Annotated in this window: 15 protein-coding genes and 2 tRNA genes; 5 read left to right on the top strand and 12 right to left on the bottom strand. The window is 65.6% G+C overall.

Annotation, left to right across the window (positions count from 1 at the left end; translation table 11 throughout):
• Nucleotides 1-211: 211 nt before the first annotated feature.
• Entirely contained in the window at nucleotides 212-415 is a 204-nt protein-coding gene (locus J2808_RS04260) for a hypothetical protein (protein WP_309812158.1), read from the bottom strand.
• A gap of 101 nt (nucleotides 416-516) precedes the next feature.
• On the opposite strand from J2808_RS04260, the gene J2808_RS04255 reads away from it, so the two are divergent.
• From J2808_RS04255 to J2808_RS04245, 3 genes are all read left to right on the top strand, one after another.
• Nucleotides 517-1383, top strand: a complete 867-nt coding sequence (locus tag J2808_RS04255) for a winged helix-turn-helix domain-containing protein (RefSeq protein WP_309812155.1) — start codon at nucleotides 517-519, stop codon at nucleotides 1381-1383.
• Between the two features lie 221 nt (nucleotides 1384-1604).
• A complete protein-coding gene (locus J2808_RS04250) occupies nucleotides 1605-2132 on the top strand; it encodes a SixA phosphatase family protein (protein WP_309812152.1) in 528 nt (175 codons plus the stop codon).
• A 75-nt stretch (nucleotides 2133-2207) separates the two neighbouring features.
• Nucleotides 2208-3263: an EamA family transporter gene (locus J2808_RS04245; protein ID WP_309812149.1), complete on the top strand. Its 1056-nt coding sequence runs from the start codon at nucleotides 2208-2210 to the stop codon at nucleotides 3261-3263.
• Nucleotides 3264-3828: 565 nt separating this feature from the next.
• Here J2808_RS04245 and J2808_RS04240 read toward each other — a convergent pair.
• The 5 genes from J2808_RS04240 to J2808_RS04220 form a co-directional block, all read right to left on the bottom strand.
• Nucleotides 3829-4497, bottom strand: coding sequence for a TetR/AcrR family transcriptional regulator (locus J2808_RS04240; RefSeq protein ID WP_309812146.1), 669 nt, complete (start codon nucleotides 4495-4497; stop codon nucleotides 3829-3831).
• A complete protein-coding gene (locus J2808_RS04235; RefSeq protein WP_309812142.1) occupies nucleotides 4494-6515 on the bottom strand; it encodes a YhgE/Pip domain-containing protein in 2022 nt (673 codons plus the stop codon). The genes J2808_RS04240 and J2808_RS04235 overlap by 4 nt, the downstream gene beginning before the upstream one ends.
• Nucleotides 6512-7243, bottom strand: a complete 732-nt coding sequence (locus J2808_RS04230; RefSeq protein WP_309812138.1) for an ABC transporter ATP-binding protein — start codon at nucleotides 7241-7243, stop codon at nucleotides 6512-6514. Before J2808_RS04230 ends, J2808_RS04235 begins: the two co-directional genes overlap by 4 nt.
• Before the next feature lie 68 nt (nucleotides 7244-7311).
• Nucleotides 7312-8781, bottom strand: coding sequence for a dihydrolipoyl dehydrogenase family protein (locus J2808_RS04225; protein WP_309812135.1), 1470 nt, complete (start codon nucleotides 8779-8781; stop codon nucleotides 7312-7314).
• Between the two features lie 268 nt (nucleotides 8782-9049).
• Nucleotides 9050-9123, bottom strand: a tRNA-Arg gene (locus J2808_RS04220).
• Nucleotides 9124-9398: 275 nt separating this feature from the next.
• Between J2808_RS04220 and J2808_RS04215 the strand changes: the two genes are divergently transcribed.
• Entirely contained in the window at nucleotides 9399-11225 is a 1827-nt protein-coding gene (locus J2808_RS04215; protein WP_309814126.1) for a phosphoenolpyruvate carboxykinase (GTP), read from the top strand.
• An 83-nt stretch (nucleotides 11226-11308) separates the two neighbouring features.
• Here the strand turns inward: J2808_RS04215 and J2808_RS04210 are convergent, their stop codons facing one another.
• The 4 genes from J2808_RS04210 to J2808_RS04195 form a co-directional block, all read right to left on the bottom strand.
• Nucleotides 11309-12469: a globin domain-containing protein gene (locus tag J2808_RS04210; protein WP_309812132.1), complete on the bottom strand. Its 1161-nt coding sequence runs from the start codon at nucleotides 12467-12469 to the stop codon at nucleotides 11309-11311.
• 161 nt (nucleotides 12470-12630) lie between these two features.
• Nucleotides 12631-13104: an RrF2 family transcriptional regulator gene (locus J2808_RS04205; RefSeq protein ID WP_309812130.1), complete on the bottom strand. Its 474-nt coding sequence runs from the start codon at nucleotides 13102-13104 to the stop codon at nucleotides 12631-12633.
• 16 nt (nucleotides 13105-13120) lie between these two features.
• Entirely contained in the window at nucleotides 13121-13630 is a 510-nt protein-coding gene (locus J2808_RS04200; RefSeq protein ID WP_397427980.1) for a hypothetical protein, read from the bottom strand.
• Nucleotides 13617-15035: a phosphomannomutase/phosphoglucomutase gene (locus J2808_RS04195; protein WP_309812124.1), complete on the bottom strand. Its 1419-nt coding sequence runs from the start codon at nucleotides 15033-15035 to the stop codon at nucleotides 13617-13619. The genes J2808_RS04200 and J2808_RS04195 overlap by 14 nt, the downstream gene beginning before the upstream one ends.
• A 161-nt stretch (nucleotides 15036-15196) precedes the next feature.
• Here J2808_RS04195 and J2808_RS04190 point away from each other — a divergent pair, with 161 nt between their 5' ends.
• Nucleotides 15197-17377 carry a RecQ family ATP-dependent DNA helicase gene (locus J2808_RS04190; protein WP_309812119.1) on the top strand — a complete coding sequence of 727 codons (2181 nt, stop codon included), beginning with the start codon at nucleotides 15197-15199 and terminating at the stop codon, nucleotides 17375-17377.
• Here the strand turns inward: J2808_RS04190 and J2808_RS04185 are convergent.
• Together J2808_RS04185 and J2808_RS04180 are read right to left on the bottom strand one after the other, a co-directional pair.
• A complete protein-coding gene (locus tag J2808_RS04185; protein ID WP_309812117.1) occupies nucleotides 17301-18815 on the bottom strand; it encodes an MFS transporter in 1515 nt (504 codons plus the stop codon). The genes J2808_RS04190 and J2808_RS04185 overlap by 77 nt on opposite strands.
• 131 nt (nucleotides 18816-18946) lie before the next feature.
• Nucleotides 18947-19034: transfer RNA gene (locus J2808_RS04180), tRNA-Ser, on the bottom strand.
• Nucleotides 19035-19079 lie beyond the last annotated feature (45 nt).

Genomic DNA, 19079 nt, shown 5'->3' with positions numbered 1-19079 from the left:
GGAACGTGGGCATTGACTGCTGATGGGGCTTCGCGGTTGGACAGAGCACAAAACGGGGGAGACAATTTGGGTAAACCATACCTTGATGAATTTCAAGTGTTTACGAAGGGTCGCAGCCGAACAATGTTCGCGAAGATGGCGCTGATTGGCCTCTTCGGTGGATAACAACAGTTATTTTATCGTTCTGCCAGAATCGTGATCTACACCACAATTAGCCGCTTTGTCTCACAATGCGGAACGATACGCCCTTTGTTACTTGCAAGTTTTCATTGTTACGTTGCACACTTTCAATTGTGAACAAGAACTCAACAGCACCTGCAGCCGCAGAATATTGGCCCAGCACATCCGCTGCTGCCGACATGCGCTGTTGTCGAATGCACGCCTGACCTTCAGACCCCACGAAGTTCTTAGGCATTCGCCCCCCAGCCCAGCGTAGGGCGCCCTCCCAGATTCTCATTGCGGGCAACCCCAGCATTCGAGCCGCGATGGCGGCCATTCACATTGAGGTAAGCATTCATGTCAGTTGCATCCGGATACGTCCACATCTCCGTCCGTAACGCAGGTAAGCCCAGCCAGGCCTCTGGTCTCCGCCAAGGTTTTGGTACCCGTCCGGCGTTCGCTCCGGCCGCCCCCGGAACCAGCTTTCCCGCCCCCGGCTACGTACCTCAGGGCTATAACCCCAACTCTTATGGCCAGCTGCGCTCGGTTCCGCCCGCCGAAACCGCGCCGTTCACCTCGCCGACGCCGGTTGTCACAGGGACCAATGCCCCGCGGCCCGTCGCCAACGACAACGTGGCCCGCGGGTTCGTCCTCTACATGGGCATCGACGAGGAGACTGCAGCGGCTGCCGGAACCTCCATTGCCAAGCTTGCCCAGGAAATCCGTGCCTACGCACAGTCCCTCGTGACCGGTGCCGAAACCTACGCAGCCGTGGCCATGGCCCCGGCCGGCACCCCGGGTTCCGCGCTCGACGTCGTCCGTTCCACCTTCGGCGACCCCACCGTGAATGCCCACAAGCGCACCGAAACTGCCCGGCTGCAGCAGTCCGCGGAGCCCCGTCCGTCCGGTGTTCTGATCGACCTGGCCCGGCGTGAAGTCCATCTCGACGGCGAATCCCTGAACCTGACCTTCAAGGAGTTCGAACTTCTCAACTACCTCGTGGAAAACGGCACCCGCACCGTTGGCCGTGATGAACTGCTCGAAGGCCTGTGGCGCAACGCCGAGGAAGTCCCCAACGAGCGCACCATCGACGTCCACATCCGCCGCCTCCGCTCAAAGCTTGGCCGCCTGGCCAACACTGTGCGCACGGTCCGCGGCCAGGGCTACCGCTTCTACGAGCACCCCGAAGTAGTGGTCTGGGCCGCTCCGGAATACTCGATTTAGCTTCTAACTTCAGCACCGCCAGAAGGCGGCACGCCATCCCCGCAGACGAACCCACGAGCCGGGCGCCTCAAGCGGAAGTTGCTGGAAAGGGCGCTGCAGCGCAGCGTGACATCCCGAAAGCGCCGTTGTTGCGTGAGGTACGAGCGCAGGCGCAGAGGGATCGTCGCGCGAAAGCGGAAGCGGCCACCCCGGCTGAAGTGAGCGGGCGCTAGGCTTGGGGGATGAGCGACCACCACATCAAACGCTTGGTGATCATGCGCCACGCCAAAGCTGACTGGCCCGGCGGCGTGGCCGATCACGAACGGCCGCTGGAGGAACGCGGGCACCGCGAAGCGCCTCTGGCTGGGAAGTGGCTGCTCAAACACGGCATCCTCCCGGACTTCATCCTGTGTTCCAGCGCGCTTCGCACCCGCCAGACATGCACCTGGGTGTGTTCCGAACTGGGGGACAAGGCCCCGACGCCGAAACTCGAGGATGGCCTGTACGCCGCCTCCGCACTGCGAATGCTCACGGTGGTCAACCATGTGCCGGACACCGTCACCACGCTGATGCTCATCTCCCACATGCCCGGCGTCCAGGACCTCGCCATGCACCTGGCCTCGCGGGACTCGAACCACGACGCCTACATGGACGCCGCAACGCGCTACCCCACGAGTGCGCTCACGGTCCTGGAAACAGAAAAGTCCTGGGCCGAGCTGGATGGCCAGGACGCCCGGATCACCAAGTTCAAGGTTCCCCGCGCCCACTAGGCACCGCCCACTGACCCCGCGTCCAGCCTGTGTTCAGCGTTGGGCCGCCGTCGGCCAGTCTGCCAGGCTTGAACGGTGAACCTCCGACACTCCCTCCTGGCCCTCCTGGTCGCCGTTCTCTGGGGCCTCAACTTTGTGGCCATCGATATGGGACTGCATACGGACGGCAGGGAAGTACCGCCCCTGCTGTTCGTCGCCATGAGGTTCGTCCTGGTTGTCTTCCCGTTGATTTTCTTCGTCCGTAAGCCGGATGTCAGCTGGAGGGCGATCATCGGCGTCGGCCTCTTTATGAGTGCTGGCCAGTTTGGCCTCCTGTACGTCGCCATGGCCCTTGGAATGCCGACCGGCCTCGCTTCCCTTGTCCTTCAGGCGCAGGTGCTGCTGACCATTCTCCTGTCGGCCGGGTTCCTCGGGGAGCGGCCCAGCCGAAGCCAGCTTTTCGGCGTGATTCTTGGCGTTGCGGGCCTGGCCGTTGTGGCCGTGGGCCGGAGTGCCGTGGCGCCCTTGCTGCCGTTGATCATCGTGCTCGGCGCTGCGCTGTCCTGGGCAGCCGGGAACGTCATCGCCCGCCAGGCCAAGGCCGCCTCAGGGCTTGGGCTGGTGGTCTGGTCCGGCGCCGTGGTGCCGCTGCCGCTCGCCGGACTCTCGTTCCTGATGGACGGTCCGGACGCAGTCCTCGGTACGCTGGCCGGTCTGCAGCCCGTCACCATCCTCAGCGCACTGTACACCGCCATTTTCGGGTCGTTGGTGGGTTACGGAATCTGGAACCGGCTGCTGGCCCGCTATCCATCGTCGGCCGTGGTGCCGTTCACCCTGCTGGTTCCCGTGGTGGGGATGAGCGCTGCCTGGCTGATTCTGGCGGAAATCCCGACGCCGGCTGAACTGGCCGGCGGGGCACTGCTCCTGGGAGGGGTGGCGGCGGCGGTCCTCACCGGAGGCCGCAGGCCCCGTCAGCGGCGGGACGCAGTTTTGGCACCGGAGTTGGGTGCCGGCTTGGGCGCTGATTTGGGTGCCGGTTTACGCACCGGGGCAGCGGACGACGACGGCCGACTGGCTGCCGCCGCAGGCACCGGTGCCCCAGGTCCGCGTGCGGCCGCGGGCAGCCGGGCAGGCGCCCGGGAGCCTGAGTAACGCTGAGCGGCAGTGCCACCGCGGGACCCTGTAGTACCGGTTGCAGTGCCACGGGCTCCGGGCCGGCGTGCAGGAGCCGCGGCCGGACGGCGACTCAACGACGAAGGTTTGCGCCCCCCGGCCACCGGCCGTCCCCCGGCACCGAGCCGCCGGCCTGACGGCCAGACAGCCCCCAAAAAGAGGACAAGCACTGTGGCGACGGCTGAGGCGGCGGCCCCGAAGAAGTAGTTGTCCGGGTCATTGGTGGGGAGCGGCGTGCCAATGATGGTCGACTGATCCACGAACGCGAGCTCCCATGTGCTGACGAAGGCCAGGGAAAAGGCAATGGTGAGGCTGCTTCCCACGCCGGTGGCCAGCAGGGCAAGGTGCCGGCGCCGCATCACAACCTCAGCCACGGCGGCGACATAGGCAACAGCCACGAGCCCCATGAACGTGACCATGACGGCTTCCTCGAGCGTGATGGCGGTGAGCACCAGCATGCCCAAGGCGGCGACGGCCGTGATCACGGCGAACTTCCCGCTGATACCCATGTGGCGCATGGGATCAATCATCCCCGAGCGTGGAGCTACTTCACCACGTAGCCGCGCATGATGGCCATGATTGCTGCAACGCTTTGGTCACGGCTCCGCTCCGGGTTGTAGGTCTGCCGGTCCAGGCCCACCACAAAGCACGCGCCGAAGATCGCCGTCTCCAGGCTGCCACGCGATATGGACGTGTCCACGGGATAGACAGCCGCCACGGACTCGATGGCGTCCCCGATCACGGCCAGGAGTTCGGACCTGAGCACGGCAAACGTATCGCGCCACACACTCGGCGTGCGCCAGTTTTCGCTGACCCACAGCCGCGCGAAGGATGGATAGTCAGCCATGAAATCCATGGCCTGCCCGATCATTTCCTCCATTGCTGCCAGGGGATCAGCCCCGGCGTCACCTGCAGACCCCACGTTTCCGGCAGCCCCGGTGTCTCCGGCGGCGCTCAGCAGGCGTGCCTTCAGGATGTCCACGCCATGCCGCAGCAACTGCTCGATCAGATCGGATTTGCTGCCGAAGTTGTAGTAGACGGTCCCCTTGGAGACGCCGGCCGCCGCGGCGATTTCGTCCACGGTGACGCCGGCAGCACCCCGCTGGCCGATCAGTTCCATGGAGGCATCGAACAGTTTCTGCCGGGTGGCGTTGGTCCGGGCGGGGCGGAGTTTCTTCTCAGCCGGACTGTGGTCCGGTATCACGGCACTCATACCGCAATCTCGGGCTTGAGTGTCTTTAGCGTCCAATACTTGTGCTTGCGGACGGCAAACGTGGACATCGCGGCGCCCAGCAATGTGTATCCGAGCAGCCCCAGGACTGTGGGCACAATCATGGACAGGTCGGCGCCATAGATCAGATGCCGCATGCCGGTGACCACGTAGCCCATGGGGAGGACCTCGTGCACCACGTGCAGGGGCTGCGGGGTGGTTTGCCATGGAAAGGTGCCGCCCGAGGAAACCAGCTGCAGCACCAGCAGGATCAGCACCACCAGCTTGCCGGGGGATCCCAGCAAAGCCACCACGCCCTGGATGATGGCGCTGAACGCCATTGCCGCCGCCAGCATAAACAGCCACATCAGCACTGGATGTGCAGGGTTGAGCCCGAGCGCGAGGTTCACGACCAGGGTCAGGAGGGTCGCCTGGACCGCTGAGACTGCAAGGAACGGAAGCCAGCCGCCGACGGCGATTTTCCAGGCGGGGGCGTTCGAGGCCAGGGCCCGCTGGGTGATGGGCCGCATGGCCTGGACCAGCATAAAAATGCCGATCCACAGCGCGAGGGTCAGGAAGAACGGCGCCAGGCCAGCGCCGTAGGAATCCGCCTTGGCCTGCGAGACGTTACTGACCGCAACGGGATCGGCGATCACCTGCGACAGACTGTCCTTTTGTGCATTGTCCGGGTTGGGCACCTGCCCGGCACCGCGGGCAATTTCGTCGGCCAGCGTCCGCGACCCGTCAGCTGCCGTGCCGGCGCCCGTTTCAAGCTGCCCCGCACCGGCGTCGACCGTTTGCGCCCCGTCCGCAAGGCGGCCGGCGCCGTCGAGGGCGGCCTGCTGGCCGGTGGCCAAGGTGGCGGCCCCGGTGTGGAGCTGGTCGGCGCCACCGGAAGCCTGGGACACCGCGTCCTTCAAGGCAGGTGTGGCCGTGGCCAGCTGCGCAGCGCCTACACTCACGGCCGCGGAGCCGTCCGCCAGCTGCTGGATCTGGGCGGCATCGGCCTGGATGGTGGTTTTCGCCGAGGCCACCGGGCTGGAGGCAGCTGCATCGTCGAACGCCTGCATCACTTTCGCCGCTTCCTCCGGGGTCAAAGTTGCAAGGGCTGCGGTTTCAACCTGCGCCCGCAGCCCCTGGTCCGCGGCGTCCAGTTGCGTGACAACGTTCTGGATCTTGGTATTGAGCTGGGCGTTGCCTGCCGCCACGCTTGCGGCCCCGTTGGCCAGGGTCTGGGCGTCTGTGGGGAGGGTGGCGGTCTTGTCCTTGAGGACGGTGAGGCCGCTGCTGAGCTGTCCGGCACCGTCCGTCAACTGGTTGGCTCCGTCCCGCAGTTTCAGTTGCCCGTCATAGAGTTCACTGGCCCCGGTGCTGAGTTCGGTAGTCCCTGCGTGCAGGGTGCCTGCCCCGTCGCGGAGCGTGGCGACGCCGTCGGCCAGCTGTCCTGCGCCGTCACCTGCTTTGAGCATCTGCGCGTGGATGGTTCCGAAGCCCGTGAGGAGCTGGTTTGCTGTCTCTTCGCCCACCTCCTTGGCCACCGTGCTGTGCACCGACGTGGTCAGTTTGTCCACGATGGTGCTCAGAAGGTAGTTGTTGGCGTCGTTGGTGGTGACGTTGAGCATCGCCTGGCTGGCTGAATCGAAACTGCCGGGGGAGACCAGATTGGTAGAGAAGTCCTTCGGGATCTTCAGCGCGAAGGCGTACTTGCCGCTGCTGACACCTTCGTCGGCCTCTGCCGCGGTGGTGACCGGCTTCCAGTTGAAGACGCGGCCATTGATCAGCCCGTCAGCCACGTCCTTGCCCGCCTGGAGCTGGGTGCCGTCGCTCGAGGTGGCTCCGGTGTCTTCCACCACCAGGGCGGCGTCGATCTGGTCCAGGTTCCCGTACGGGTTCCAGTTGGCGTAAAGGTATACCGCCCCATACAGGAGCGGCACCATGATCAGAGCCAGGATGGTGAGCTTTGGCAGCAGCCCGCCGGTCATCCGCTTGAGTTCGGAACGGGCCAGCCGCAGCACGGTCACTTGGCATCCTCGGTTTCGAGTAGGAAGGCTTCTGTTTCGTCGTCAGCCGGGGCAGGGTCATCGTTCACGGCAGTTTCTTGGGTCCGGGGAGTATCGTCCGGCCGGTGGACCGCGTTGCCGGTCACCGCCACAGGTCCTGTCCACGAGTCCGGGAGGGCAGTGACGGTGGCGACGACGGCGAGTGGCCGGCCGCCGTCGTACGCCAACTGCTCAAGCCGCGGCAGCCAGTCCGCTGCGCTGGCGCTGTGCCTGTCCGGAGAGTCCACCACCAGGAGATCGGTGTGCGGGTTGGCCAGGGCGAGGGCGGTCAGCAGCTCCATCCGCTTCCCGGCGGGCAGTTGTTCGGTCCAGAGATCGGCGATGTCCTCGAACCTGTTGACCTTCAGCCACGGCTTGCTGAGGACCGCGCCCCGGTACCGCCGGGGGACCAGGGCAAGGTCCTCGGTCACGAGGTCGCTGACGCTGAGGTGCTGCTCCGGTTCGTTGACACCCGGGGAATCAACCAGCGCGCTGGCGAGCCTGAGGCTCTTTATCCGGGAGTTCCCCGCCCAGGAGATCTGGCCGCCGCTGGGCTTCATTCGGCCACTGATGGCCAGGGCGAGCGCGGTGCGCTGGTCCTGGCGGTCGGCTGCCACCAGGAGCAGCTCACCCCGGCTGGCGCGCAGAGAGGTGGGCGGAAGGAGATCGTCTCGCCGGCCTTTCACGTGGAGCTGCTGTACGGAGAGCAAAGTGACCTTTCGCCGATGTATGTCTCCGCCTAGACTAACCGAACTGACCGGTCAGTTCAAATAGTTGGTTACAGTCCGTACTTCTCGAGCAGCCGAAGCCACACTTCACTGACGGTGGGGTACGACGGCACCGCATGCCACAGGCGCTCTAGCGGGACCTCGCCCACCACGGCAACCGTGGCGGCATGCAGCAACTCGCCCACATCCGGACCGGCGAAAGTGGCGCCCAGGAGCACTCCGCGGTCCTCGTCCACCACCAGCTGCGCCCAGCCTTCGTAGTTCTCCGAGTGCAACGAGGATCCTGATACCTGGATGGGCAGTTCCACGGACGAGGCGTTGTAGCCGTCCTCCCGGGCCTGCTCCACCGTCCGTCCCACAGCTGCGAGCTCCGGGTCGGTGAACACCACGCTGGGCACAGCATGCTGGTTGGCGGTCTGGGCGTAGCGGCTCCAGGCCGGCGGGGCGCCCTGCAGTTCGCCTTTCGCACGGGCGGCGATGGCGTCGCCCGTGGCACGCGCCTCGTACTTGCCCTGGTGCGTGAAATAGTTCTTTCCGGCAGCGTCCCCCACTGCATAGAGCCAAGGTTCTTCACCAGGGGCTCCGTGGACTAGGCCGGTTGAGTCAGTGGCGACTTCCAGGGGCTGGCCGTCCTGCGCCCCCAAGCCCACGCTTTCCAGGCCGAGGCCGTCGAGGGCGGGATGCCTGCCGGTGGAAACCAGGACCTTGTCGGCCGTCGCAGTGGTTTGGCCGCCAGAAGCCTGATCGTGCAGCGTCAGGGTGAACGTGCCGTCGTCGTTCGCGCGGATGCTCTGGGTGGCTGTGTTGAGCCGGATTTCCACCCCGTCCGCACGGAGTCCCGCGGCCACGAGTTCGCTGGCTTCGGCCGGGAAGCTGCCCAGGAGTCCGCTCCTTGCCACGAGGGTCACGGCCGCGCCCAGGCGGGCGAAGGCCTGCGCCAGTTCAGTGCCAGCCACTCCGCCGCCCAGCACGGCCAGGCGTTCCGGGATTTCCTTCGCCGACGTGGCTTCACGCGTGCCCCAGACCGGGAGGCCGGCCAGGCCGGCGATGGGTGGCCTGTTGGGGGTGGAGCCGGTGGCCAGTACGACGGCGTGGCGGGCCGTGAGTTGGTAGGTGTTGCCGTCCAGTCCGGCTACTTCCACGGCGCGCTGCCCGGTGAGCCGGCCACGTCCGCGAATGAGTTCGATCCCCGTGTCTTCCAGCCACTTCACCTGGCTGTCGTCCTGCCAGTTGGCAGTGAAATAGTCGCGTCGCTTGAGAACTGCCGCGGCATCCAGTGTGCGGGTGACCGCTTCTTCGGCGCCGGGTACGGTCTGTGCCCCGTGCAGGGCGGTGCCCGAACGGAGCAGCGCCTTCGATGGCATGCAGGCCCAGTAGGAGCATTCACCGCCCACGAGTTCGGCCTCAACCACTACAGCTGTGAGTCCACCCTGGACCACCCGGTCCGCCACGTTTTCGCCCACGGCGCCCGCGCCGATCACTATGACATCGAATTCGCGTTCCAGGGCTTGGGGTGTCATTTATCCAGCCTACGCCCGGCTTCCGTGCGGCGGGGAGCACGGTCTGCCTGCCGAATTGCGTAACTTTTGGCCAGGCGCGGGCGGCGGGGCCGCACGTTTTCAGGGGTCCGGAGTGGTTCCGTGACTAAAGGTGACGCATTCCGGCCGGGGGCAACCATGGATACGCCGGTCTGCGCCGCGGTCTGCGCGCCCTGCGGGCGTTGCGGGAAGTGCATGGTACTTAACACAGAAGGTCCGCACCGGCGAACCGGTGCGGACCTTCATTCTGTGCGCCCAGAGGGATTCGAACCCCCGGCCTTCTGTTCCGTAGACAGACGCTCTATCCAGCTGAGCTATGGGCGCATATTCTGTTTCGCGGAGTATCTCGCTCCCCGAACCTCGAATTACTTTACGCGAGGCTGGGCCTTAGTGCCAAATCGAGAGGCATGTAATATAGCCAACTAGACCGGTCTACGTGACCTTCGTCACTTATTTTCACTAAATTGTTTAGCGTTTCCTTGAATTTGCGCGGTTTCCTCCCCTTACGAGCAGAAACGTGCACTGCAGGCGCCCGCTGGGACCCCCGGGCGGCCAATAGCATTTAGGACACACCGATGAACCCGAGGAAGGGAACCGCAATGGGCGATCTGGCGCAGAAGCCGCTGCTTGAAACAGCACCCACCACGCATGCAGCACTGCTGGCATGGGTCGAAGAGGTTGCTGAGCTAACGCAGCCCGACCGGATCCACTGGGTCGACGGGTCCGAACAGGAAAACACGCGTCTCACGGACGAGCTCGTCGCAGCTGGAACGCTGACGCGCCTGAACCAGGAGCTCTTCCCCAATTCCTTCGCTGCATTCTCTGATCCCGCGGACGTGGCCCGTGTGGAAGAGCAGACCTACATCTGCTCCGAGAAGGAGCATGACGCCGGCTTCACCAATAACTGGATGGCTCCGGATGAAATGAAGCAGAAGCTGCGTGGGCTGTTTGCCGGCTCCATGCGCGGACGCACCATGTACGTCATCCCGTTCGTGATGGGGCACCTCGACGCTGAGGATCCCAAGTTCGGCGTCGAGATCACCGACAGCGCGTACGTGGTCGCCTCGATGCGCATCATGGCCACCATTGGCACGAAGGTCCTGGACAAGATCACCGCCACCGACGCGTTCTTCGTGCCGGCGCTGCACTCCCTGGGAGCCCCGCTGGCGCCCGGCCAGACCGACGTGCCCTGGCCGTGCAACCCGGACAAGTGGATTGTCCACTTCCCCGAGGAACGTTCCATCTGGTCCTACGGCTCCGGCTACGGCGGTAACGCGCTGCTGGGCAAGAAGTGCTTTGCCCTGCGCATCGCATCGGTGATGGCCCGCGACGAAGGCTGGCTGGCCGAGCACATGCTCATCCTGAAGCTGACCTCCCCGGAGCAGAAGACCTACTACATCTCGGCTGCTTTCCCGTCCGCCTGTGGCAAGACCAACCTCGCGCTGCTTGATCCCACCATCGAGGGCTGGAAGGTGGAGACCCTGGGTGACGACATCACCTGGATGCGTTTCGGCAAGGAAGGCGAACTCCGCGCCGTCAACCCCGAGGCAGGCCTCTTCGGCGTGGCTCCGGGCACCGGTTGGGGCACCAACCCCAACGCGATGCGCGCCATCGCCAAGGGCAACAGCATCTTCACCAACGTCGCACTGACCGACGACGGCGGCGTGTGGTGGGAGGGCATGACCGAGGAAGTGCCCGCCCACCTCACCGACTGGCAGGGTAACTCCTGGACACCGGACTCGGACAAGCCGGCAGCCCACCCGAACTCCCGCTTCTGCACGCCGATCGACCAGATCGACATGCTGGCCGAGGAGTACAACAACCCGGACGGTGTGGAGCTTTCCGCGATCCTGTTCGGCGGCCGCCGCAAGACCACCATCCCCCTGGTGACCGAGGCGCGCAGCTGGTCCAACGGCATCTTCATGGGTTCCACGCTGTCTTCTGAGACCACCGCTGCAGCTGCCGGCGCAGTTGGTGTGGTCCGCCGCGATCCCATGGCCATGCTGCCCTTCATGGGCTACGACGCAGGCGACTACCTGAACCACTGGGTTAACCTGTCTGCCAAGGCCAACCCGGAGCGCCTGCCCAAGATCTTCCTGGTCAACTGGTTCCGCCGCACGGCCGAGGGTGGCTTCGCCTGGCCTGGCTTCGGCGACAATGCCCGTGTCCTCAAGTGGGCCATCGAGCGCCTCGAGGGCAAGGCAGACGCCGTCGAGACGCCCATCGGATTTGTTCCCACAGGCGAGTCCATCGACCTCAAGGGCCTGGACATGACCCCGGCTCAGGTTGAGGAAGCGGTTCGTGTTGATCCGGCCGAGTGGGCCACCGAGCTGGCATCCATCGAGGAATGGTACGCCAACTTCGGCGAGTCCCTCCCCGAGGCACTGCAGTCCGAGCTGGCCGGCCTGAAGGCCCGCCTGGGCTGACTTCCCAGAAAGTACGACGGCGGCCCCGCACCTTTCAATGAAGGGTGCGGGGCCGCCGTCGTTCTTTTACCCGGTAAATTTCGTCAGTTGGCGAGCCAGATGTCCGGACCGAAAACCTCGTAGTGGATTCTCGTGGCGGGGATCCCGGCATTGATGGCTTCGTTGCGGATGTGCTTCATGAAAGGCAGTGGACCGCAGAGGTAGAGCGATGCGTCGGCGGGCAGGTCAACTTCGCGCAGGGACATGAACCCTTCGCGGGACCCCGGGCGTCGTTCCTCCAGCCAGAGCTGCAGATCCGCACCCGCGAGGCGGTCGACGTCGTCCGTCATCTGGCCGCGCAGGGCCCAGCTTTCCAAGGTGCTTTCTGCGTGCAGCACCAGTACCTGCCGCTCCGACCCCGCTTCGGCGAGGGAACGCAGAATGGAAGCGGTGGGAGTGCAGCCGATGCCGGCCGATGCCAGCACCACCGGGCCATCGCCCTCCTTGAGAGTGATTTCGCCGTACGGGTTGGAGATTTCCAGGATGTCGCCCACCTCGACGGCCTGGTGCAGCACCGGGGAGACTTCACCGCCGTCGTCGAGCTTGGTGGTGAAGGTCCGGCTGGTGCCGGCGTCGTCGGACAACGAATATTGGCGGACCTGGCGCAGGCCGTCCGGGAGTTGGACTTTGACGCTGACGTACTGTCCGGGCAGGGCGGACGTGATGGGGGTATCGTCCGCCGGTTCCAGGGTGAAGGTCATGGCGCCGGTGCCGGCCGGAGTCTTGGCTGCGACGCGCCACGGAGCCCACATTTTGCCGTTGGCCTGGGCCGCGTAGAGGCCCTTTTCGATCTTGATGAGGGCATCTGCCATCAGCCAGTAGACCTCTGTCCAGGCCTCCGCGATTTCCGGCGTAATGACCTCGGCGAGGTCCTCGGCGATGGCCGCGAACAGGTGCTCGTAGACAACCTGGTACTGGGGCTCGGTGATTCCCAGGGAGGCGTGCTTGTGGGCGATCCGGGACAGCACGGTTTCCGGGAGGGTGCCGGGGTTGTTGACCAGGTGCGTGGCGAAAGCGGCGATGCTTCCGGCGAGTGCCTGCTGCTGGTCGCCTGAGCGCTGGTTGGAGCGGCTGAACAGGCCGTCGAGCAGTTCGGGATGCGCGGCGAACAGGCGGGCGTAGAACTTGGGGGTGATGGCGCCGATCCGGGAGCCGACAAGCGGCAGGGTGGCCTCAATGACAGGGCGGGATTTGTCCGAGAGCATGCGTACTCCTGAGGTAGGTGACCGGGGCGTCCGGTCGGATAATACGTGTATTTGAAATACGTGTATTGATACCCAAGTTCTACACCTCGTAGAAATCAGAAGCAAATCGAGGGCGTCACGGGCCGGAGTAGGCCCGGCTCAGCGAATTTTTACGGACCGGGCTAGGCGACAGGGACGGCCCCGGCCTCAAGGCCAGGACGCAGTCCGATCATCCGGAACACGGGAGCCATCTGTGTGGATCCGGGGAGCTCAGAGATAACCACTGAGTCCAGTTCGCGGTAGAACGCCTCGCGGGCGCGGGAGAGGGCGGCGCGGAGCTTGCACTCATTAATCAGCGGGCAGTCGCCGCTCGGAGCGACGCAGTCGGCGGCGTCCATGCGCGTATTGAGCGCCCGCAGGACCTGGCCCACTGTGGCGAGCCGGCCGGCGGGACTTAGCCGGGACCCGCCACTTCTGCCGCGTTCAACTTCGATCAGGCCCAGGCCCCTCAGTTTGGCCATCGCCTTGCTGACGTGGTTGTACGGGGTGGCCACGGCGTCGGCAATGTTCTGCGTGGTGAGCAGCGTGGCCTCGGGGGCGGCGGCCAGCACCATGAGGGCACGGAGGCTGACGTCGGCGAATGCATTGATTTTCATGGCCATCTGATGCGGTCTAGTCCACCCAGATGGAGGGTTCGTTGGTGTCGGCGGCCAGTTGGCCGAAGTCCCACTCGTGCGTTGCTGTATTGGCAGCGTAGGGGAGGACGGCGGCGAAAACTGTTCCGTCGCGGTGTTCAGCTGCCACGTGGATGGCATCCGACTCCTCTTCGACCAGCAGGATGTCGCAGACAATAGCGGCGGCCCGGAAATCGGCCCGGTTTTGGCGGAGCACTTCGGTGAGGTCGCTGATCATCGAATCCGCGTCGAAGTCGCCGTCGGATCCTTCCTCGGCATCCGCCGGCGTCACGGCCATCAGGCGGACCTCGCCGTCGTTCTCCACCACCAGCGCGAACGGCAGGAAGCCGCCGTTTCGCTGGAGCTGTTCCTGGGCGGCACCAATACCTGTGCCCAGCAGGTTCTCCAGGTCCGTGGCTGAGGCCTCCGGAACGGAATCCCGCCAGGAAGTCACAGCCGCCGGACTGTCCGCGGAATCGTTTGCAACATGCGGATTAGCGCCGGACATTGGCCAGCACTCGGTCGCGCACGCGTTCCATCAGCGGGCGGTCCGTGGCTTCCACGTTCAGCCGGAGGAACGGCTCGGTGTTGGACGGGCGCAGGTTGAACCAGAAGCTGCCGTCGTTGGCCGTGAACGTGCTGCCATCCATGGTGTCCACGGTGATGTCCTCAGCGGCAAAATCTACGCGGACCCGCTCCACGGCTCCCGCCTTGTCCTCGATTTCCGAGTTGATCTCACCGGAGGAAACATAGGGCTCGTACTCGTGGCCGAGCTCGGACAGCGGGCCGTCCTGTTCGCCGAGCGCAGCGAGCACGTGCATTGCCGCAAGCATTCCGGTGTCGGCGTTCCAGAAGTCGCGGAAGTAGAAGTGTGCGGAGTGCTCACCGCCGAAGACGGCACCTTCCTCGGCCATGACTGCCTTGATGAAGGAGTGGCCCACGCGCGTGCGGACGGCGCGTCCGCCGTCGTGCTCCACCAGTTCGGGAACCGCGCGGGAGGTGAGCAGGTTGTGGATGATGGTAGGCGTCGCCTCGCCCTGTGCCTGGGCTCGCGCGATTTCGCGGCGGGCCACCATCCCCGTGATGGCCGACGGCGAGACGGGCTCGCCCTTTTCGTCGATGACGAAGCAGCGGTCGGCGTCGCCGTCGAAAGCCAGTCCAATGTCGGCTCCGTGCTTAATGACGGCGGCCTGCAGGTCGCGGAGGTTCTCCGGCTCGAGGGGGTTGGCCGGGTGGTTGGGGAAGGAACCGTCCAGCTCGAAGTAGAGGGGGATGATCTCGAAGGGGAGCTTCGGCAGCAGGGCGTCGCCCAGCACGGCGGGGGTGGTGAGGCCGGCCATGCCGTTTCCTGCATCCACCACCACTTTGAGCGGGCGGGACCCGGACAGGTCCACCAGCTCGCGGAGGTACTCGGCGTAGCCCTTCAGGACATCTTGGACGCCGATCTGGCCGCGTGTGGCGGCAGCCGGGATGGAACGGGTGTTCAGGTACTCCTCGGCGAGGGCCTGGATCTCCTTGAGTCCCGATTCGGAGGAGATGGGCTGAGCGCCCGCCTTGGACATCTTGATGCCGTTGTATTCGGCTGGGTTGTGGCTGGCGGTGAACGTGGCACCGGCTGCGTTCAGGGAGCCGCAGGCGTAGTAGAGCTCGTCGGTGGAGATGAGATCGAGGAGCTGAACGTTGGCGCCGCGGGTGGCGGCACCGTCGGCGAAGGCCTTGGCGAACTCGGGGGAGGAGGGGCGCATGTCGCCGCCTACCAGGACGGTCTGGCCTTCCAGCTTGAGGACATCCACGAACGCTGCTCCCACGGCTTCGACGATTTCGGCCGTAATGGAATCGCCCACGATGCCCCGGACGTCGTAGGCCTTGAAGGAAGCCGAGAGGTCAAAAGTCTTTGTCTGTTCGCTAGTCACGGGTCTCATCTTACGTGGAAGTGCACAGGTGCCTGTTGAGGGGGAGTAGGTGCCCGGCTATGTGACGGTGGGGCTCCACAGGTTGGGTTTCTGCATGTGGGGTTGTCCACATGGGTAGCTCCCGGCTTAGGCGTGTCAGTGGGGGCTGGGATACTGAATCAATGGTCGATACCCAGAACGCCGCTCTTCTTTCCGTTTCCCCCGATTCGCCGTCCACCACAAAGGTCCAGGCGTTGGCGGTCCTCCGGGAACTCGTGGGACATCCGGAGGCGGCATTCCATGACGGCCAGTTTGAGGCGATTGAGGCACTGGTCGACGGCGGACGGCGGGCCCTGGTGGTCCAGCGAACCGGCTGGGGAAAATCGGCGGTGTACTTCGTGGCCTCGCTGCTGCTCCGGCGCCGTGGTGCGGGACCCACTCTGATCGTCTCGCCGCTGCTTGCCTTGATGCGGGACCAGGTGGCCGCCGCTGCCCGGGCCGGCGTGCGTGCTGTGGCTATCAACTCGGCGAACCAGCTCGACTGGGACACCGTCCGGGAGCAGCTCGCCGCCGACGAGGTGGATGTCCTGCTGGTATCGCCGGAGCGGCTCACCAATCCGTCCTTCCGCGAGAACCAGCTGCCGGAGCTTATCCGGCGAACTGGCCTGCTGGTGATTGATGAGGCTCACTGCATTTCCGACTGGGGCCATGACTTCCGTCCCGATTACCGGCGTATCGCGGATCTGATCACGCAACTGCCGGAGTCGGTCCCCGTCCTGGCCACCACTGCCACGGCGAACTCGCGTGTGGTCCACGATATCGAGGAACAGCTTGGTGCCGGCGTCCTGACCATCCGCGGCACCTTGGGCCGCGATTCCCTGCGGTTGGGCGTCCTCACCCTGCCGGACTCGCGCGAACGGCTGGGCTGGCTGTTGACCCATCTCGCCGATCTGCCAGGCAGCGGGATCATCTACACGCTGACCGTTTCCGCCGCGGAGGACACCGCGCGGCTCCTCGCCGAAGCAGGGCATGAGGTGCAGGCCTATACCGGCCGGACTGATCCCGCCGACCGGGAGCGAGCCGAGCAGCTGCTTAAGGACAACCAGGTAAAGGCACTCGTGGCCACGTCGGCGCTGGGGATGGGCTTTGACAAGCCGGACCTTGGATTCGTGGTGCACCTCGGTGCACCGTCCTCTCCGGTGGCGTACTACCAGCAGGTGGGCCGCGCGGGCCGTGGCGCAGCGAACGCCGATGTGCTGCTGCTGCCAGGATCCGAGGACCGCGACATCTGGCAGTACTTCGCCACGGCGTCCATGCCCTCGGAGGAGAAAGCCACTGCCGTACTGACCGCCTTGGCGGAGGCTGGCACCGCCGTTTCCACGGTTGCCTTGGAAGCACGCGTTGACCTCCGGCGCACACCGCTGGAGCTGCTGCTGAAGGTCTTGGCCGTGGACGGCGCGGTGGAACGCGTCGGCGGGGGATGGCGTTCCACAGGCATGCCGTGGGTCTACGACGCAGAGCGGTACAGCCGGATTGCCGAGGCCAGGGTGGATGAGCAGGACTCCATGGTGATCTACCAGGACACTGCGGGGTGCCGGATGGAGTACATCACATCAGTGCTCGACGACGAGACTGCCCACCCGTGCGGCCGGTGCGACAACTGTGCGGGCCGCTGGTTCCCCGCAGATATTGCCGCTGATGCCACGGCGGCCGCGGGCCAGACACTGAGCCGTGCCGGCGGCGTCCTGGAGGCGCGGCTGCAGTGGCCCAGCGGCATGGACCGGCTGGGCGTCCCGGTCAAGGGCAAGATCAAGGCGGACGAGGCACTGGCCCACGGCCGCATTCTGGCCAGGCTCACCGATCTCGGCTGGGGCGGGTCATTGCGGGAACTCTTCGCGGCGGGGGCCGCTGACCGGCCCGTGGATCCGGCCATGCTGCAGGCCTGCGTTCAGGTCCTGCGCGAATGGGCAACCGGAGACGGCCGCAACCCGGGCTGGAGCGGTGCGGGAAGGCCGGCAGCGATTGTCAGCATGCCCTCCCGGAGCAAGCCTGAACTGGTCCGGTCCCTTGCCCAGGGGATCTCGGAAATCGGACGGATGCCTTATCTTGGCGAGCTGTCCCTGGGCCACGGCGGACCGACGGGCGGCCGCGGCGGCAACAGCGCGTACCGGCTGGCGGGAGTCTGGGACAGGCTGGTGGTGGGGCCGGAACTCGAGGCAGCCATGGCATCACTGCGCGGCCAGGGCGTGATGCTGATCGACGATCTTGTAGACAGCCGGTGGAGCGTCACTGTTGCTGGACGTGCCCTGCGCCAGGCGGGGGCGGGGGCTGTTCTTCCGCTGGTCCTTGGCCAGGCGGGCTGACTTCTGCACCACGCGGACCGCCGGGACGGCTGACCTCTGCGCCGGCGTGCCGGTGCAGGGACAGGCTGTCCGCCGTGCTCAGGAGCATCAGGACCGCCATGGTCAGGAACGCGCCACGGAACGGGCCAGCTGAGTCCGCGTCGAAGACCGCCACGCCGTCGAACAGGCGGATCAGCAGCGCGCCGACGGCGATCCCGGAGCCGGCGGCCAGCTGCACGAGCGTTGCTGAAACAGAGTTGGCCGACGTCAGCTGGGCCGGCAAGATGTCCGCATACTGCACCGAGGCGTACGCGGAGAACCCGATGGAGCGGAAGGCCCCGCTGCACACGAGCAGGGCAAAGATCACGGCCTGGGGTGTGTCCGGAGTAAGCAGGGCACACAACGCGAAGGTTACGGCGGAGGCCAGCGAACCCAGGACCAGCATGGCCCGGAAACCGAAACGCCGGATCAGCGGAGTGGTGGCCGGTTTGATGCCGATGTTGCCGATGAACACGGCCGCCACCATGATCCCTGCGTGCAGCGGTGACCAGCCGAAGCCAGCCTGGAACATCAGGGGCAGCAGGAAAGGCACCGAACTGATGGTCAGGCGGTACACAAACCCGCCCGTGGCCATGGCCCGGAAAGTCCGGGTGGCAAAGACCGAAAGGTCAAACAACGGATTCTTTGCCCGCCGCATCCAGAACACGGCGCCCGCGAGGGCTGCCGCTCCGGCAGTTGCGCAGATGGCGGCCCACGGCCCGTCGGGATGGGCGGTAGCCAGTTCCAGGCCAACCACCAGGGCACCGACTCCCGTTGTGGTCAGCAGGAGCCCCAACCAGTCCAGCCGGCGGGCCGGATTACCGGCAACGGCCGGCACGATTCGCAGTGCCGCGATGAACGCGGCCGCCCCCAGCGGCAGGTTGATGAGGAAGATCCAGTGCCAGGAGAGGTAGGTGGTCAGTGCGCCGCCCACAAGCGGCGCCAGGACAGGCGCCAGCAACGCTGGCCACACCAGGAAGGCTGTTGCCCGCAGGAGTTCCGATTTGGGTGTCCCGCGAAGCACCAGGAGCGTGCCCACCGGGACCATCATGGCGCCAGCGGCACCCTGAACGATCCGGCTTAACGTCAGCACGGTGAGGTCAGGGCTCACGGCACAGGCCAATGACGCGATCGTAAAGAGGGCGATTGCGAGGCAAAACACCTTGCGTGCACCCACCCGTTCGGCGAGCCAGCCGCTCAGGGGAATGCCCATGGCCACGGTCATGAGGTACGCGGTCATCGTGATGTTCACGTCGGCGGCCGGCACACCGAAGTCGCCGGCGATGTTGGGAATGGCGGTGGTGAGGACGGTGCCGTCGAGGAATTCCATAAAGAGGGTGGCGGCCACCAGCAGCGCCAGGCGGGGATTCCACGCCTGGCTGGTGCCGGGTTCGACGGCCGGGGTGCTGCGTGCTGGCATTGCACCATCCTGCCACCGCGTGGCCGGGCGGGCGGTGCCCGTCCGCACCGCGGACTGTGGGGGCGTGGCGGTCCGGTTATGCAGGAGGCCCGGGTACGCAAAAGGCCCCGGTCCAGGACCGGGGCCAAACGCGGAGACGGGGGGATTTGAACCCCCGGTGGAGTTGTGCCCCACACTTCATTAGCAGTGAAGCCCATTCGGCCGCTCTGGCACGTCTCCAATTGCTATTCCTAGCCCACCAAGGATACGCAGAACCGGGCACCG

This window comes from Pseudarthrobacter sulfonivorans (genome assembly GCF_031454915.1).
Classification (GTDB): Bacteria; Actinomycetota; Actinomycetes; order Actinomycetales; family Micrococcaceae; genus Arthrobacter; species Arthrobacter sulfonivorans_C.
This window is presented reverse-complemented; position numbering and strand designations above follow the sequence as displayed.

Coding starts and splice junctions, on each gene's coding strand:
- J2808_RS04260 (WP_309812158.1), bottom strand. CDS start 415: ATGCCTAAGAACTTCGTGGGGTCTGAAGGTCAGGCGTGCATTCGACAA.
- J2808_RS04255 (WP_309812155.1), top strand. CDS start 517: ATGTCAGTTGCATCCGGATACGTCCACATCTCCGTCCGTAACGCAGGT.
- J2808_RS04250 (WP_309812152.1), top strand. CDS start 1,605: ATGAGCGACCACCACATCAAACGCTTGGTGATCATGCGCCACGCCAAA.
- J2808_RS04240 (WP_309812146.1), bottom strand. CDS start 4,497: ATGAGTGCCGTGATACCGGACCACAGTCCGGCTGAGAAGAAACTCCGC.
- J2808_RS04225 (WP_309812135.1), bottom strand. CDS start 8,781: ATGACACCCCAAGCCCTGGAACGCGAATTCGATGTCATAGTGATCGGC.
- J2808_RS04215 (WP_309814126.1), top strand. CDS start 9,399: ATGGGCGATCTGGCGCAGAAGCCGCTGCTTGAAACAGCACCCACCACG.
- J2808_RS04210 (WP_309812132.1), bottom strand. CDS start 12,469: ATGCTCTCGGACAAATCCCGCCCTGTCATTGAGGCCACCCTGCCGCTT.
- J2808_RS04205 (WP_309812130.1), bottom strand. CDS start 13,104: ATGAAAATCAATGCATTCGCCGACGTCAGCCTCCGTGCCCTCATGGTG.
- J2808_RS04200 (WP_397427980.1), bottom strand. CDS start 13,630: ATGTCCGGCGCTAATCCGCATGTTGCAAACGATTCCGCGGACAGTCCG.
- J2808_RS04190 (WP_309812119.1), top strand. CDS start 15,197: ATGGTCGATACCCAGAACGCCGCTCTTCTTTCCGTTTCCCCCGATTCG.
- J2808_RS04185 (WP_309812117.1), bottom strand. CDS start 18,815: ATGCCAGCACGCAGCACCCCGGCCGTCGAACCCGGCACCAGCCAGGCG.